General features: G+C 45.7%; 11 protein-coding genes. 4 read left to right on the plus strand and 7 right to left on the minus strand.

Annotated elements, in window-relative coordinates:
• Nucleotides 1-155: 155 nt before the first annotated feature.
• The 3 genes from uxaC to BLU98_RS04090 form a co-directional block, all read right to left on the minus strand.
• A complete protein-coding gene (gene uxaC / locus BLU98_RS04080) occupies nt 156-1,577 on the minus strand; it encodes a glucuronate isomerase (RefSeq protein WP_092722275.1) in 1,422 nt (473 codons plus the stop codon).
• Nucleotides 1,578-1,596: 19 nt separating this feature from the next.
• Complete coding sequence (locus tag BLU98_RS04085) at nt 1,597-3,051, minus strand: tagaturonate reductase (RefSeq protein WP_092722277.1); 1,455 nt, start codon at nt 3,049-3,051, stop codon at nt 1,597-1,599.
• Between the two features lie 144 nt (nt 3,052-3,195).
• Nucleotides 3,196-5,106 carry a glycoside hydrolase family 88/105 protein gene (locus BLU98_RS04090; protein ID WP_092722279.1) on the minus strand — a complete coding sequence of 637 codons (1,911 nt, stop codon included), beginning with the start codon at nt 5,104-5,106 and terminating at the stop codon, nt 3,196-3,198.
• Between the two features lie 127 nt (nt 5,107-5,233).
• Between BLU98_RS04090 and BLU98_RS04095 the strand changes: the two genes are divergently transcribed.
• The gene (locus BLU98_RS04095; RefSeq protein ID WP_092722281.1) at nt 5,234-6,283 is read left to right on the plus strand and encodes a LacI family DNA-binding transcriptional regulator; all 1,050 of its coding nucleotides are present in this window, start codon (nt 5,234-5,236) and stop codon (nt 6,281-6,283) included.
• A gap of 9 nt (nt 6,284-6,292) precedes the next feature.
• On the opposite strand, the gene BLU98_RS04100 is transcribed toward BLU98_RS04095, so the two are convergent.
• The 4 genes from BLU98_RS04100 to BLU98_RS04115 form a co-directional block, all read right to left on the minus strand.
• Entirely contained in the window at nt 6,293-7,375 is a 1,083-nt protein-coding gene (locus BLU98_RS04100) for a transporter (protein ID WP_092722283.1), read from the minus strand.
• 38 nt (nt 7,376-7,413) lie between these two features.
• Entirely contained in the window at nt 7,414-8,739 is a 1,326-nt protein-coding gene (locus BLU98_RS04105; protein ID WP_092722285.1) for a vanadium-dependent haloperoxidase, read from the minus strand.
• A gap of 77 nt (nt 8,740-8,816) precedes the next feature.
• Entirely contained in the window at nt 8,817-9,377 is a 561-nt protein-coding gene (locus BLU98_RS04110) for a hypothetical protein (RefSeq protein ID WP_092722287.1), read from the minus strand.
• Between the two features lie 23 nt (nt 9,378-9,400).
• The gene (locus BLU98_RS04115) at nt 9,401-11,443 is read right to left on the minus strand and encodes a kojibiose hydrolase (RefSeq protein WP_092722289.1); all 2,043 of its coding nucleotides are present in this window, start codon (nt 11,441-11,443) and stop codon (nt 9,401-9,403) included.
• A 128-nt stretch (nt 11,444-11,571) separates the two neighbouring features.
• On the opposite strand from BLU98_RS04115, the gene BLU98_RS04120 reads away from it, so the two are divergent.
• From BLU98_RS04120 to BLU98_RS04130, 3 genes are all read left to right on the plus strand, one after another.
• Nucleotides 11,572-15,129, plus strand: a complete 3,558-nt coding sequence (locus BLU98_RS04120) for a VCBS repeat-containing protein (protein WP_257574691.1) — start codon at nt 11,572-11,574, stop codon at nt 15,127-15,129.
• Nucleotides 15,130-15,140: 11 nt separating this feature from the next.
• Nucleotides 15,141-16,457, plus strand: a complete 1,317-nt coding sequence (locus tag BLU98_RS04125; RefSeq protein WP_092722291.1) for a vanadium-dependent haloperoxidase — start codon at nt 15,141-15,143, stop codon at nt 16,455-16,457.
• A 69-nt stretch (nt 16,458-16,526) separates the two neighbouring features.
• Nucleotides 16,527-17,459: a hypothetical protein gene (locus BLU98_RS04130; RefSeq protein WP_092722293.1), complete on the plus strand. Its 933-nt coding sequence runs from the start codon at nt 16,527-16,529 to the stop codon at nt 17,457-17,459.
• The last annotated feature ends 4 nt before the right edge of the window (nt 17,460-17,463 follow it).

Genomic DNA, 17,463 nt, shown 5'->3' on the forward strand with positions numbered 1-17,463 from the left:
AACGTCATCCCGAGCAACGTCACCCTGAGCGAGCGAAGCGAGTCGAAGGGGCAGCCGAGGGAGCTGCCCGCATCTTCAGCAGGTCCTTCGACTCGCTTCGCTCGCTCAGGATGACGACCTCGCTCAGGATGACGACCTCGCCCAGGATAACGTTCTTACTGTGCAGGTGTGATCGATTGCCATCCGAAATAGCTTCTCGCATTGCGGTAACAGATGTCTTGTATTACGCTTCCCACCCATTCAATATCGGCGGGAAGTTCGCCATTTTCAATTTCTTCTCCAAACAGGTTGCAGAGCAGCCTTCTGAAATACTCATGGCGTGGGTACGACAAGAAGCTTCTTGAATCGGTGAGCATGCCCACGAACTTGCTGATCAGTCCCATGTTGGAGAGCGCATTCATTTGTTTGATCATGCCGTCTTTCTGGTCGAGAAACCACCATCCCGATCCAAACTGTATTTTGCCTGCCACCGATCCGTCGTTGAAATTACCCAGCATGGTAGCCATGAGTTCGTTGTCTGCCGGATTGAGGTTGTATATGATCGTTTTGGCCAGTTTGTTGTCGCTGTCGAGTTTATTCAGGAATGACGACAAAGCCCTACCCTGTGAAAAATCGCCGATCGAATCCCATCCGGTATCGGGTCCGAGTTGTTGTAGCATGCGCGAATTGTTGTTGCGCATAGCACCGAGGTGAAACTGCTGCACCCATCCTTTCTCCCAATCCCATTCGGCAAAATGCACCAGCATGGCCGATTTGAACTTACGCTGCTCTGTTTCACTCAGTTGTTTGCCTCCATGTACTTTGTTAAAAATGCTGTCGATCTCCGATCCGGTAAAGTCTTCTGCATAGAGTTCTTCCAATCCATGATCAGAAACACTGCATCCTGCCGAAGCAAAGAAATCATGCCGGCTCTGCAATGCATAAAGGAAATCATCGAAAGAAGAAATAGAGATATTGCTCACCGCCTCCAGCTTTTTCAGGTATTGATTAAACAGTTCCGGCTTAGCTACATTCATGGCATGATCGGGCCGGAATGCAGGCAGGATGGGTATTTCAAAGCCTTCTTTTTTTAATTGTATGTGATACTCCAATGAATCTACAGGATCATCGGTGGTGCAAACCATTTTCACATTCATCCTGCGCAACAGGTTACGCACTGAGTATTCTTTCGTTTGCAGCAATGCCGTGCAGGTATCATAAATTTTACCGGCCGTCTGCGGATTCAGGATATCATGCACACCAAAATAGCGCTGTAATTCAAGGTGCGTCCAGTGATACAGCGGGTTACGCAAAGTATAGGGAACCGTGGCTGCCCACTGCTCGAATTTTTCTTTATCGCTTTTATTGCCCGTGCAATAACTTTCGTCCACTCCATTCGTACGCATGGCCCTCCACTTGTAGTGATCGCCGTAAAGCCACACTTGTGTAAGGTTTTTAAACTGAAGGTCTTCTGCAATCTGCTGTTGAGGCAGGTGGCAATGATAATCGATCACGGGCATGGGTTTGGCATACTCGTGATACAGTTGCTGCGCTGTCTTGTTCAACAGCAAAAAATTCTCATCCAAAAATGTTCTCATGCTGGGATTTTATAAAAATTTATACACTCTCTGATCTTTTATCCATAACCGACCGGAGTATATTGCCTGCATCACTGCCGGTTAACATTGCAAGATACATATGTATAGTTTCTGCAAAACCCGGATAGATTGTCAAATTATTACCCCATATTGACTTATCAGACAACAGGGCTTCGAGCCAACCCGGCTCATCCTGCCGGTTCCAGTAGGCAACAATCAATCCCGCTTTATCGTCTTCCACTTTGTAAGGTGCACCTGGTTTCAGGAACAGCAGGTAAGCCGCAAAGCCAAGCGACATAAGGGTTGGCGCCGATCCGTTCGTTGCAAAATATTTCTCCAGCAAAGGTATATTGCGCATCACCATTTTAGAAGTGTATTGTACGGTGATGTTGATCCACAAGTGCTCAATGTATGTATTCCTGAAACGATCGATCACCTGTGTGGCAAAGGTCCGGGCTTCTTCCGTACTGATATCCCCTCCTGCTACCAGGGGTACAATCTCGTCCATCATCAGGCCGGCAACAAAAGCTGCAAATGTTTCATCCAGCATCGCTTCTTTCACCGTGGTGAATCCTGCCAGGCAGGCAAGTCCGCAAGAAAAAGTATGGGTACCATTCAACAACCGCAGTTTCAGTTCCCTGAACTTATTAATATCGGGCGCCAGTATTACACCTGCATCAGCGGTACTGAATGATAATATTTTCCGGGTACGTTCCGAGTTGGTTTCAATAGCCCACAAGCGATAACATTCAGACATGATCATCAGATCATCCCGATACCCCAATTGTTTTTCCAGTGCAGCTGTTTCGGTTGCGCCCAGTTTGCCCGGCACAATACGGTCTACCAGTGAATTGCAAAAATCGTTGGCTTCCTGCAACCAGTTGCAAAAGTCACTGCTGCATCCTTTCATCTCAGCCAGTTGCAATAAAATAGTTTTCAGTTTATGGGCATTGCCAACGATCAGTTCGGTGGGTATGATCGCCATGCCGGCCTCTTTACTGCCATTGAATGCTTCAAATCTTTTCAGCAGAAAATGCAACAGTCTGCCCGGAAAAGAAACCGGCCGTTCTGCATGTGCATCTTCGGGCACCAACGTAATACCTACTTCCGTTGTGTTGGAAATGATCACCTGCATGGCTTCGTTCGAAGCGCAGGCCAATATTTCTTCCCATTCTTCCCGTGCAGAGAGTACGCGGCTGATGGCAGTATTCACTACTGTTCTTTCTACCGCCTGTCCATTTTCATAGCCTCGTTCTATCTGCGTGAAAACACCTTCTTGTTGTTTGAATGCATCTGTTCCGCCATTGCTGGTTGATTTCACTACTACGATGCTGCCGTTGAACAGCTGTTGTCCATTGGCTTTGTTGATAAAATAATCCGGCAATCCACGCAGTAAAACACCTGTTCCAAATTGTAATACTTTCTCGGGGAGCACTTTTCCCTTTTCCTCTAAAAAGGATCTTGATAATTGCATTTAATCTTTATTTTATGTCTGCTTTGCTTTTCGACCGTCATCCCTAGTTCGTCATCCTGAGCGAGCGAAGCGAGTCGAAGGAGCTGCTCGAAGGTTCAGGCAGATCCCTCGGCTGCGCTCGGGATGACGTTCTTGTTTGGATTTTTATTTTTCCCCTTTCAAAGCCCATTCAGCGATGTCCTGCGCCACTTCAAAATTTTGATAATCTGCAGGTAATCTTCTTCCATCCGTATATTCATTGTACACCCAGGGATCGCCTACGGCAAGTACCTTCCCTTTGCCCAATTTCGAAACCGCCACAATATTCTTTCCTTTATGGGTGAGGATCACTTGTGCAGGCGCTTTCACATTGAGAGTAGCTAATTCTTTGATGTATACCTGCCTGGCTCTTTTAAATACGGGGTTACCCGCATTCACCCTGATCATACCCATTTCGAATTGCTTACCTATCACTTTATTCTCACAGTCTTCATTGAATTGTATTCCAAAATGCGCAGCCAGTTGATTGAGGTGTTTGAATTCTGCGTTGATGCTGTCGTTACCCATCAGGATCAATGTACCACCGGCTTTTACCCAATTGGTGATAGCTGTAATGTCTGCCTGTTCTATGTAATTGGGATGAGGATTTTCTGTAGGAATGTCTGGATCAACAATAATATATACAGATGCTTTTTTCAGGTTATCCGCCGTAGGCGCTGTTTCCAGCGATGCAGTAGCAGCGCCTGTATTCCTGAATACATGACCCCATAAGGAGAAGCCGCTATTCGCCCAATCTTCCCATATATAATGGTACCGAACTGTATTACCCTCTTTGTTCTTCTTTCTTTCGTTATTGAAATAATAATCGAGCAGCACGGTCTTGCCCTTGCCCACACCGGATTGCTGGTCGGCCAGGTTTTCCATTTCCGCGGCTGCAAGAATAAATGCACCAACGCCTTTGGGGTCGTTGGTTACTACCGGCTCGCCGATATAATAAGCATAACTGCCATCGCGGTATGGTGTATCGCCGAGACCGGCTACCTGGCATACTTTGTTCAGGTTAACCTGTCCATTCTCAACAGTGATAAAATTTTTGATAATGCCATCGAATCCTTTCTTAGCAGCGGTCATGGTAGTTGCATCTGTTGTATAACCCATCCGCGAGGCTTTGGCAAGGGTATATACGAACATGCAGGAAGCGGAAGCTTCGGGGTAATTGCCTTTTTCATTGGGCTTGTTCAGTACCTGCCACCATGTGCCGCTGGTTTTATCCTGCACCTGTTTAACGGCTGTGATGTATCGTTGCAGGATGCTGAGTAATTCTTTTCTTCTCGGATGATCTGCCGGGAAATAATCCAGTACATCTACCAGCGCCATACCATACCAGCCCATGGCCCTTCCCCAGAATTGTGATGATTGTCCGTTCACAGGGTTGGACCATTTTTCTGTTTTGCTTTCATCCCATCCATGGTACAGCAAACCTGTTCTGACATCCCTGGCGTGCTTTTCCATCCATACGAACTGGTTGGCAATATCATCGAAAGCGGAAGGTTCATTGAAACGCTGTGCATATTGCGCGTAAAATGGTTCTCCCATATACAGGCCATCCAGCCACATCTGGTTGGGATATCTCTTCTTGTGCCAAAAGCCGCCTTCTTTGGTACGCGGTTGCCCTTCCAGTTGTTCACGCAGTAGCTGCGCTCCTTTTTTATATTTCTCCTCTTCCAGCACTTCATACAATAACAACAGGCTGCATCCCGGCTTAATGTTGTCTATATTGTAATCGGCCTGTTTGTAAGTAAGTATGTTGCCATCTTTCTGTACAAACAGGTCCATACTCTTTTGTATGTAATTGAAATATTTTCCTTTGCCCGTACGCAACCACACCTGTTCCATTCCATTCAATACAACACCCTGGTCGTAAGACCATCCTACCAGGTGGCCGGGTTTCATGGCCATGCTGTCGGGCCAGAGATGCATAACGGTTTCAGCCATGCGTTCAGACCAGGGCTGTGCGCCTGCCGAAAGGCTGCTGATCATGAGCAGCAGCGTAAAAAGGTGGAGACGATGTTTCATAATTAGCGACAAGTCTACTCAGTTATCAGCACAGAAACTCATCTGTTTACTACTATTTTTACGCAAACGTTCCCGGTATCGATTCCAGCCCGCATACCCTGTAAATAGTTTAATTTTAAGCTGCTGTATGAAATTTGAAGCAGTTACCATAAAAGATATTGCAAAAGCGCTCGGCCTGTCCACTTCCACCGTTTCGAGGGCGCTCCGCGACAGTTATGAGATCAGCCCCGAAACCAAAAAACAGGTATTGGAATATGCGCAAAAGATCAATTACAGACCCAATCCCATCGCGCTTAGCCTGAAAGAAAAACGCAGCCATTCCATCGGCATCGTAGTATCTGAAATAGCCAACAACTTTTTTTCGCAGGTGATCAATGGGATAGAATCCATTGCGTATGATCGTGGTTATAATGTGGTCATCACCCAAAGTCATGAATCTTACCACCGCGAACTGAGCAATGTGCAGTACCTGGCCTCCCGTTCCATAGATGGGTTACTGATATCCGTTTCGGCTGAAACGCAGGATCTGCAACACTTGCAAGGGTTGCATGACAAGGGCTTGCCGATCGTTTTTTTCGACAGGGTCGTAGAAAATATTGAAACACACAAAGTAACCATCGACAATGCACGCGGCGCTTTCGATGCCACGCATTATCTTTTACAGCAAGGGTATCAACAGGTAGCAGCACTGATGAATGCTGAATACCTGTCGATTACCAGGGAAAGGTTAGCTGGTTATAAAAACGCAATGAACAAAAACGGGCTATCCTTCGATCCGGATCTCGTGCAATATTGTCGGCACGGTGGACTGGATTACGAAGAAGTGGAACAAGCGCTGGATCAGCTTTTCAGTCAGCAAAAAAGGCCCGATGCCATTTTTGGCGGCTCCGATACACTAACCACCAATTGCCTTCGTTATTTAAAAGCACATAATATCCGCATGCCCGAAGACATTGGGTTCATCGGTTTCTCCAATATAGACCTGAGCGAATTGCTTTCGCCTTCTTTATCGGTGGTACGCCAACCTGCCTTTGAAATAGGCAAGCTGGCTACCGGCCTTTTACTGGAGTTGATCGAAAGCAAGCGTCCTGTAAAAACTTTCAACACACAAGTGCTATCTCCCAGTTTGCTTATCGGCGAATCATCTCAGCGCATAAAAAAGGCCAAAAAATTGTAACAGCTCTTTTTAAAAGCGGATGTTCATGCCTATGCTAACACTATAATCTGCAAACGCTGCATCGCCTTGTGCGTATGTGCCTGTTATATCTGTTTTGATCATGTCCGGTACACTCTGTGTGCGGTCGCGCTTAACAGCTACCGGCACATACGCATACAGGCTCATCTTTTTGAACGCATACGTAACGCCCGGCTCTACCGAAACTACATAACCCGGCCTCCTGAATCCATTGCTGCCACCAACCAGGTCTTTTGCAGGAACGCATTCTTTGCGAATACCTCCTGATAGTGTGAACCTATTAACCTGGAAATTTGCTCCTAACCTGTACATGTATTGATCCGGTACACTCATCACATCGCTTCCGTAAGCAACTGCAGTTGGACTGGGTGTTCCACCCCTTGCTGTAGATACGCCATTCTGTTCTCTCGGGTTGATGAGATAATAAAAATTACCATAGAGGTTCACACGATGTGATAAGTTGTAATAAGCATTCAGCTCTGTAGTGAAGCCTGTGCCGCCATCGCCCAATTGTATGGACTGGTCAACAGGACCATACACCGTAACACCAGGCGTTGCAGTGTAAAATTTATCCTGGTATTTGTAATCGCCGGTAGGTAGTTTGATGCCCAACCCGGCCTGCGCGTTGAAGCGGTGGTGACTGGCAGGATCCAGTATCCAGGCGTATGCAGTGAATCGCACGTCGCCCATACCGAAAGATTTGGTAGTATGTCTTTCTTTACCGCCATGTTCATACAAAGAAGAGCGTTCATTGTACAATATGGGCATATTGAATGCCAGCGACCATCTTTTATTGAGTATGCGGGTAAGTGTAAGGTCCAGTGCATAGGAATGATTGATCACTTCCGTGCCATTTGCTATGCGCTGCGGCTGTTCCTGTGTACCCACAAAATGGCGGAATGATTTGAAATACCGGTTGTTGGCATTGAACATCCATTTGCTTTCTGTAGTATCTGCGCCGGTATGTTCCATCATGCACATGCCGCCGATGCTGCGAATGGCTACGCAGCCTTGCGATGAAGCCTGTGTTGAAATAAGCAATAAGCTAAGAGTGGATATAATTAGATATTTCACGATCAGTAGTTTAGTTTGTGAATAATAATAGGGCTGATCTATTTTCTCATTTTCAGCCGGTTAACGATGAGTTCGCCTACCATCCTGCCATATTTCGTACTCGCAATGCAGGAGTTGTGGTAATGAAGGCCCCCGTAAAAACGGGCCCAGTTGTTTTCTTCTGCTGCATCACGGAAAGATTTAAATGAACGGTTGGCGATGCCGAATTCCAATTCAGTAGAATCGGTATAAGCCAAATGATCGCCGAACACGCTGGTCAGCGCTTCAGCCGCAGCCGAAGAAATAGTAGAGTGTCCGCAAGTGTATTCCGGGAAAGCAGGTGTCTGCAAATAAGGACGCCAATTGGGGTCGAAGTATTTATTGATCACCGTTTCGGGCCTTACCGTATTGTACAGGTATTTAGCATCCCAACAGTGGATGAATGCATCGAACAAAGCAATACTGGTTTTGGCAAAAGCGCAAACAGTAGTGGCAAAATCTGCTTTAACGGTTTGAGCAGCAATACCTGTAATACTCATCCAGTGTCCCGGCGGTGAGAACTTTTTGGTGCTGAACATCACGTGACCGGAGACATTCATTTTAAACGGATTGTCATCCCAGAAAGCAGCAATATGTTTTTGTTCATCATTCAGACTGTCCACTGCCTGTTTGATCATCATCACATTACGGTAGTACTCGCTGTTTTTGTCCTTGATATCAAACTTAGGAGGAGGTACCGGACGGAACTGGTTCGCACTGTCGAGCACCATGGTGCGTATTTCCATCCAGTGAGGCTCTGCCGCCTGGGCATACATGGGTGGTGTAGGCACCCAACGTCCCGGGCTATCGATGACGGTGTATTTTTCTCCACTTCTTGTCTGGGCATAATTATCTCCCTTGCTCCATGCTAAAATAGCATTGCCTACTGCTTGTGCATACGCTTCGGAGTTTGCACGCATTGCCTTTGGCATACCATGATCCTTCGCCATTTTTTTCAGACTGTCTACATACAATTGCATACTGCCCTCCGGGAAAGTAACGGCTTCTCCAACTTTACAATAAGCCAGCAAAGCTGCATAAGGGAAATCAATCTCTTTACCAGCCTCCGGCCCGGGAACGGATTTCAATCCTTTTAGTTGTCCGGCCAGTGACTGATATTGATTGGGGGCGCCCGCAGCTATGACTTCATAACCGGCGATAGCCGCATATGCATAATTACGTGAAGCTACAACAGGGTTAAAATTATTCCCCATTACCACTGTATTCAATTCATATACAGTTCTGGAATACAAGCCGGGGTTATGTATGATGGTTTGATAATCCTTTTGCCGATTACAAGACACAAAAAAAAATGCGGCAACCGCAATACCGATGATTTGTTTCATAATAACATAGAATAAAAATAGGTAACATCTCCCTGCCAGAGGAGATGTTACATTGCTTAATAACATCGTCTATAAAATCAAGCAATGTCCGGCGGCTGTTCTGCTACCGGTAAAAAACACTGTATCGTACCAACAGCACGATCTGTAAATGTACATTCAGATGCAGGATTGAATGGGCAAAGATGCCATTCATTGTCCTGGTTGAAATATTCTGTTGTAAGAAACTTAAATGCGAGAGAATTGGCACCCTGTTTTTTTGCTCCCTGTGGCGCATGCGTGAGGTCATAAGCCAACTTGAAAAATTCATCCCTGGCATTCTGGATACCTGTTTTAATGGTATTGGGAATACAAGCCAGTTCAAGTGAATCTTTGTAAAAACGCCGTTTAACATAACTGTAATTCACACCATTGATGACGATGTTTCCATCTACCCTTTCAAAGGTTTCTGAATTGGTGCCATAAGGTAATGGAGCGGCTATTTTAAGGTATATCAGGTCTTGTTCACTGTAATCGCTCTTGTCCAGCTGAGATTGCAATTGTGCATCCGCCCTTGTTTCCAGGTAATCGGTAAGCAATCGGTGGCCTCCCCAATTGAACACCAGCATAGCCAGTAGCAGTATGGCAGCAATCTTTTTCACTATGTGTAAATATAACACAAATTCTATTTCACCGTAAAGATTTTCTTTTCCGGCCCTACCCCTTTGATCGTAAGACTTTTCCAGCTTTTCGGCAAGCTGGAAGATACTTGCCGGATACCGGATGGAGTGATATCCAGTCCGCCGAAACCCATCAATATGCTTTGAATGATACCACCTGCCCCTGTTGCGAAATAGGGGTTGGTACCGCCCCTGGTTTCAGCCAGTACGCGAAAAGGCGGGTTCAGGTTGGGGAGATAAGCATCTTTGAAAAAATGATAGGCTTTTTCCCCGTCTCCCAACCGTGCATACAATAAAGTAAATATGGCTTGCGTCATGGCGGGCGTACCCTGCTCCGGTACCCTTGTTTCATAATACGCCAGGTCTTTCCGGATTTGCCGCACATCTGTTACCTCCTTCAGCGGATAAGCCAACAGGTTCGCATCGGCCTGCTTGATTCCTTCGCCGTGATAAGCGGCATGTTCCTTTGTTACCCCATTGTCCATTTTAAGAATGGGGATATTATCGGCTACCTGTTTCCAATCACTGTTGGCTTGAACACCCAATATTTTCGCGGCTTCTGTGGCATATTGCAGGTTAGCTTTCGCAGCCGCATTGGTCCATGCATTGTTGTCTACATTCTCTGCCCACTCATCTGCCGCCACCACATTTTTGATTTCGTATTTGCCGGGGCCATTTCTTTCTACACGGCTCGCCCAGAAATCTGCCGTTTCTTTCAGTACGGGCCATCCTTTTTCTTTCAGCCACTCCTTGTCTTGTGTAACACAATAATAATTCCATGCCGCAATGCCTACACAGGCAGTGATATGGTGTTCAAAAGGTCCGCTCAATGCCCATACCGGTGTTTCTTCCACGCCACTTGCCGCACTTTCCCAGGGGAACATCGCCCCTTTGTATCCATGATTGAAAGCGTTGCGCCGCGCGGCTTCCAGTCTCCTGTAACGATATTCTACCAGGCTCCTGGCCATTTCAGGATGCAATACCAGTATGGAAGGATACATCCACAATTCCGTGTCCCAGAAAACATGCCCGTTGTAGCCCAATCCCGACAATCCCATAGGCGATGGACTCAGGTCGGTTCCTTCTCTCACAAAAGAGTAGAGGTGATAGAGCATGCTGTGAATGTCCTGCTGCGCCTGCGCATCTCCTTCCACCTCTATATCGCTTTGCCATAAAGCATCCCATGCCTTGTTGTGAAAACCAATCAACCTTTCTCGTCCTTCCAGTTTGGCAAAGATCGTCATACGTTCGGCCTCGTTCAGCGGATCGTCGTGATGAGCCGATGTGATGGAAGTGCCCGCGATAGAAAAGTGATACGTCTCCCCCGCTTTGATCTGCTTGCTGAATTTGATCAGGTGCATATTGTTATCCCACATTTCATGTATCACCCTGGGTTCCTGCCCGTGTGTTTCACTAAAAAGAAAAGTATTGGATGCACACATGCGTAATTTGCCGGTAGGACTCTTAGCGGAAGATGTCAATAATCCAATGACCACATGCGGTCTGTCGATCTCATTATAATAATTTTGTATTTCTTTCAATGCATCGGGCGCTTCCATGACACTGGCACTGGTAATGTTGATGTCTTTTTTTGCCGTAATCGATACATCCATTAATACCGTAAATGGTAAATGGCGAAGGGAATAATAAGTATAAGAGATATCGGCTTTGTCCTGATAGCTGAACACAGTAGTAAAACCCGCATGCCGCATATCGAGTTCCTGCCGCATATGCTGTGCATCTGCTGCACCGATGCGATGGCCATCGATATCCATCTGCATATTCAACAGGTTAAAGCTTCTCAGGAAATTGCTCACCCTTCCCCGTCCATACAGATCATACGCACCGGCCAGCACTACATCTTTTACTTTAAAAGGTTCGGCTGAAGAAACAATACCGATCATACCATTGGCCACCGTTACACCATAGTAGGAAGCCGGATCTATTTTATCGGCTGTAATTTTCCATGCATCTGCCGTTTGGCCTGCTATCCGCCCTGTTAAACAGCCAAGCGATAAGAGTGTCAATAATATTATACAACGTTTCATATTCATCCTGTTAGTGTACGCAAAAATTTCCTCAAAAGATAGCAATTTTATAGAATTTATACCTATCTTCTGCAAGTAAACCAGCTTAACTGCAACGTGTTTGCGCCCTGCACCGTCTAATGAAACGCATGATGAAACATATACTCCCCTATGTTGCTTTATCTTTTTTTGTCCTCTCGTGTAAACAAAAGCAATCCCTGTTCCGGGAAATAGGCCCCGAAAAAAGCGGTATCCATTTCAACAACCTCATCGTGGAAAACGACACGTTGAATGTAATGAACTATGAATATATCTATAACGGAGGAGGTGTAGGCGTAGGTGATTTCAACAACGATGGTTTGCCGGATATTTATTTTACAGGCAACAGGGTTTCCAATAAACTATACCTCAATAAAGGAGGGATGAAATTTGAAGACGTAACGGAAGCTGCGGGAGTAGGCGGCAATCAAAAATGGTGTAAAGGTGTAAGTGTGATAGACATCAATAACGATGGATTAATGGACCTCTATGTATGTGCATCTGTTTTGCTTCCGGCATCCGAAAGGAAAAACCTGTTGTATATCAACCAGGGCGTTGATAAAAAAACCGGTATCCCTGTTTTCAAAGAAGAGGCGGCGGAATACGGGCTGGCCGACTCGGCCGGTACGCAAATGGCGGCTTTTTTCGATTATGACAACGATGGCGACCTGGACGTGTATTTACTGGTGAATGAACTGGACGGAACCTATCCCAATGAATTCCGTCCGATCAGGAAAGATGGCAGCTGGCCCAATACCGATAAATTATTACGCAACGAATGGAACGACAGCTTGAAACATCCTGTATTCACCGATGTTTCAAAACAGGCGGGTATTCTGATCGAAGGTTATGGACTGGGAGTTAATATTACCGATATCAATAACGATGGATGGAAAGACATTTATGTAAGCAACGATTATCTTTCCAACAACCATTTATACATCAACAATAAAAACGGCACCTTCACCGACAGGAGCAGCGAATATTTCAAACACACCAGTAAAAACGCCATGGGCGATGATGTTGCCGATATCAATAACGACGGCCTGCCGGATATTATTGAAATGGATATGGCGCCCGCAGGCAATTACAGGCAGAAAACGATGATGAACGACATCTCGTACCAGACCTTTCAAAACTTCGCACAGTATGGTTATATGCATCAATATCCGCGCAATACATTGCAATTGAACCTGGGGCCAAGGCCGTTGGAAGACGGCTCGGCCGGCCCCCCGGTATTCAGCGAGATTGCGTATTACGCCGGCGTTGCCCATACCGACTGGAGCTGGGCGCCCCTGGCTATTGATGTAGATAATGATGGCTTCAGAGATTTGCTCATCTCCAACGGGTTGCCCAAAGATATGTCGGACCTTGATTTTATTGCATACCGGAAATCGCCCGTGGCCAATACACCCCGTTCTGAAATGTTGAAACAACTGCCATCGGTCAAGATCAACAACTATATCTTCCATAACAATGGCAACCTCAGTTTTGCCGATAAAACCAAAGAGTGGGGATGGGATATTCCTACTTTTTCCGCAGGAATGGCTTATGCAGATTTCGATGGTGATGGCGATATAGACGTGGTCATTAACAATACCAATATGGAGGCTACATTGCTCGAGAATACTTTGAATGATCACAAAGACAATAAGCATAATTTTTTACGCATACAATTACGCGGCGACACGTTGAACAGGAATGGCCTGGGAGCCACTATCCGGCTGTACTACCAGGATAAACAACAATTTTATGAGTACACTCCCTACCGTGGTTATATGTCGAGCGTTGAAAACATTGCGCACTTCGGTGTTGGCAGCGCTTCCATCATAGATTCAGTGGTAGTAACCTGGCCGAATGGAAAAAAACAGGTACAACAACGTGTTCCTGTTAATCAAACACTGACCATCAATAGTAAAAATGCCGACCGGCAAGCCGCTCCTTTTGTCTATAGCTCACCACCAGGCTGGTTTACCGATATTACTGCAAAGACGGGTATACATTTCCTTTCTTCCGAAGCAGATTTTATCGATTTCAATATCCAGCGTTTGATCCCCCATAAACTATCGCAATACGGCCCTCCGCTGGCAGCCGGCGATGTGAATGGAGATGGTTTGCAAGACCTGTTGATCGGCGGGGGCTCGCCCAATTATGCCACCCTGTTCATACAAAAGCCGGATGGTTCTTTCTATCAACGAAAATTTACGGACACAACCGAGCTGAAATACCAGGATGATGCAGGCATCTGTTTGTTCGATGCAGATGGAGATGGCGATCTGGATGTGTACATTGCCAGTGGTGGCAGTGAAAACCCGCCTGGGTCTAAAGTATATGCAGACCATTTTTACATTAATGACGGGAAAGGAAATTTCAAAGAATATCCATCCGCATTTCCCATCAACCTCACAGCAAAAAGTTGTGTGAAAGCAATAGATTTCGACAACGACGGCGACCTGGATCTTTTTGTTGGAGGAAGGGTATTGCCCGGCAGTTATCCCAGTCCTGTTAGCAGTTATATCTACCGGAACGACAGCAAGGATGGAAAGATCATATTCACCGACGTTACAAAGGAAGTGGCCCCCGCATTACAAAACATAGGCATGGTAAGCGATGCCCTCTGGACCGATATAGACAATGACGGGATGCCCGACCTGGTTGTTGTTGGTGAATGGATGCCGGTAACCATCCTGAAAAACAATAAAGGCAAATTCTCTGTTGTTTCTTCTCCGCTTCAAAATACTACGGGATGGTGGAACAGTATTACTGCAGCGGATATTGATAATGATGGGGACATGGATTATGTGCTGGGAAATTTTGGCACGAACGGTTTCCTGAAACCTTCGGAACAGTTCCCCATCCGGGCTTATGCCAAAGATTTCGATAACAATGGAAGCTTTGATGCGCTGTTCAGCACATACCTTCCTTCTGGTATTGATGAAACGATAAAAGAATATCCCATAGCCAGTCGTGATGAGCTCATCAAAGAAATGAGCATGATGAAAGAACGGTTCCCCAATTATGCATCTTATGCCCGCGCCGAGATGAAAAATATTTTCTCCGAACAGGAGCTTACAGGTGCATTGCAGCTATCGGTCAATAGTTTCCAGTCTTGCTGGATAGAGAACAGGGGAAATTTCCAGTTCGTACTGCATACGTTACCTCCACAAGCGCAATGGGCGCCCTTGTATGGTATGGTTACCAATGATTTCGATGGTGATGGAAACATGGATATTTTGCTGAATGGCAATGAATTCTCCATGGCGCCTCCGCTTGGGCGGTATGATGCATTAAACGGGCTTTTACTAAAGGGCGACGGGAAAGGAAATTTTTCTCCTCTTTCGTTGTTAGAAAGTGGTATTTACATACCAGGCAATGGGAAAGCATTGATACAATTGATATCCAATAACAAACTAACCATTGCAGCAGCACAAAATGCTTCCTGGCTCAAATGCTTTCAATCGCGCCATCAAAACAATAAGATCGTTCCATTACTACCCGATGACGCATTTGCTATGATAGCGCTAAAAAATGGCCGGAGAAGGAAAGAAGAGTTTGGGTTCGGATCATCTTTTTTGTCGCAGTCGGGAAGGTTTATTATGCTCAATCCATCCATTCAATCGGTTGAAATTGTCAATAACAAAAAACAAAAAAGAGTCATTACCAATTAAGTTGCTTCCACATGAAAAAAAATATCACCGTTTTTTCTGCCTGCTTATGTATTGTTGTGTTTGTTACCTGTAAGCAGAAAAAAGAAGGTCTTTCAATAGATACAACCGCTATACAACATCAATGTGTACACCGGCTTACAGAAGTAATCGTTCGTGATATACTTACTCCACCTGTTGCAAGCAGGGTCTATGCTTACAGCAACCTGGCCTATTATGAAGCGATCCGCTTCAAAGAGCAGGGAAGCTATTCCATAGCGGCTTCCATGAAAGGGTTTGGACGCATGCCCCTGCCTGTAGCAGGTGAAGCATACAATTATACACTGGCTGCTGTGCGATCGTTCTTCCGTGTGGCAAAATCCCTATCTTTCTCCAAAGACAGTTTGGCTATAACAGAGAAAAAATTATTAACCGCATTCCAACAAACAGGTATACCAGAACGCATCTACCAAAATTCCCTTTCTCTTGGTGATACAATAGCTGGAGTGATTATAGCAAGGGCGGTTCATGATAATTATAAGAAAACCCGCGGTATGCCCAGGTACAGTGTTTTCAAAGAGCAGGGCAAGTGGCAGCAAACGCCTCCCGATTACGCAGATGCCACAGAACCCAACTGGAAATTGATACAACCACTATTGCTTGATTCAGCCGCACAATTCAAACCTGTTCCACCACCGCCTTACGATTTGCAAAAGAACAGTCAGTTCTACCAGGAAGTAATGGAAGTATATACAGTCAAAAAAAATATGACCTCCTCGCGGGATACCATCGCTCATTATTGGGATGACAACCCCTTTGTAACCGGGCACGAGGGGCATTTTACTTTCGCTACCAAAAAAACAACACCCGGTGGTCACTGGATGGGTATTACGGCTATTCTTACCAACCAAACAAAAACCAATGATGTTAAAACGGCCAGGATTTACGCGTTGGCAGCAGCGGCCATCTTCGATGGATTTATTTCCTGCTGGGATGAAAAATTCCGCAGCCGTAAGGTGAGGCCTATAACGGCGATCAGGGAGCATATAGACCCCAACTGGAATGCGTTGCTTCAAACACCGCCGTTCCCCGAATATACCAGTGCACATAGTGTGATTACCACCGCTGCTGCAACCGTGCTGACATCCCAACTGGGAAGTAATATTGCCTTTCACGATATAACCGAGTTGGAATACCTGGGATTGGACCGTTCTTTCCCTTCTATCCTGGCCGCGGCCGATGAAGCAGCCATCAGCCGTTTATATGGAGGTATCCATTTCCGGAGCGCCATCATGGAAGGGAAAAAACAAGGGCAACAGATAGGGCAGTTATACAACAGCACTTTCAAATAAAAGCGATGGTTACATGATTATAACTTATTTTACAGACATAATCGATTTCAGCTTCCATAAATGTTTGTCATGAAAAAATGGGTTTTGGTCATTGTTGCTGTTTTTTTTATCCTGATTGCTTCCGTTTATTTTTTCATCCCCGGCTCACAGGTATTCAACTATAAGATCACCGTCAATAGTGCTGAAAACGGGGTATCCAGAATGATCCTCGACAAAGAAAAATGGGCAACCTGGTGGCCTGGCAAAAAGGAAGACGAGCACCATTACAACTTTGGCAATTATCATTACCGGATTTCCAATATATTCCTCAACAGTTTTACGGCCACTGTTGCACATCAACCGGATTCCGTGCAAGGGCTGCTGCAAATCCTTCCATCTGAAACAGATTCTACTCAATTGTTGTGGACTTCCACATTCAGTTTTTCTGCGAACCCCTTTACCAGGATCGCACAATATCGCAGGTTTTCAGGTATAAAATCTAACATACAAGCGCTCCTGGACACTACTAAACTGATACTCGAAAAGCAGGAAACGATATACGGAATGAAGATCGTTCAGCAGAAGGTCACCGACTCTTCATTGATCTCTCTGAAAAAAACTTTTCCGCATTATCCTACCACCAATGAGATATATGAAATGGTTCGTGCTTTGAAAAATTATATTGCAACGAAGGGTGGCACAGAGCGCAATTATCCCATGCTGAATGTTTACCAGGATGGTCCGGACCGTTTTGAAACCATGGTGGCGATCCCTACCCAGAAAGACCTGCCCTCTGAAGGCTTGTTCCGTTTGAAAAAAATGGTATTGGGCAATATTTTAATGGCAGAAGTTACGGGTGGTGTTTCCAGGGTTATGAAGGGGGAACAGGAACTAACTAATTATGTACACGATTACAGGAAAACCTCGCCTGCCATACCCTATCAATCACTTGTAACAGACCGGTCGATGCAACCAGACTCTGCCCGGTGGATCACCAGGTTATATTACCCTATTTTCTTCTGATCCG

It is taken from the genome of Hydrobacter penzbergensis (genome assembly GCF_900106985.1).
Classification (GTDB): domain Bacteria; phylum Bacteroidota; class Bacteroidia; order Chitinophagales; family Chitinophagaceae; genus Sediminibacterium; species Sediminibacterium magnilacihabitans.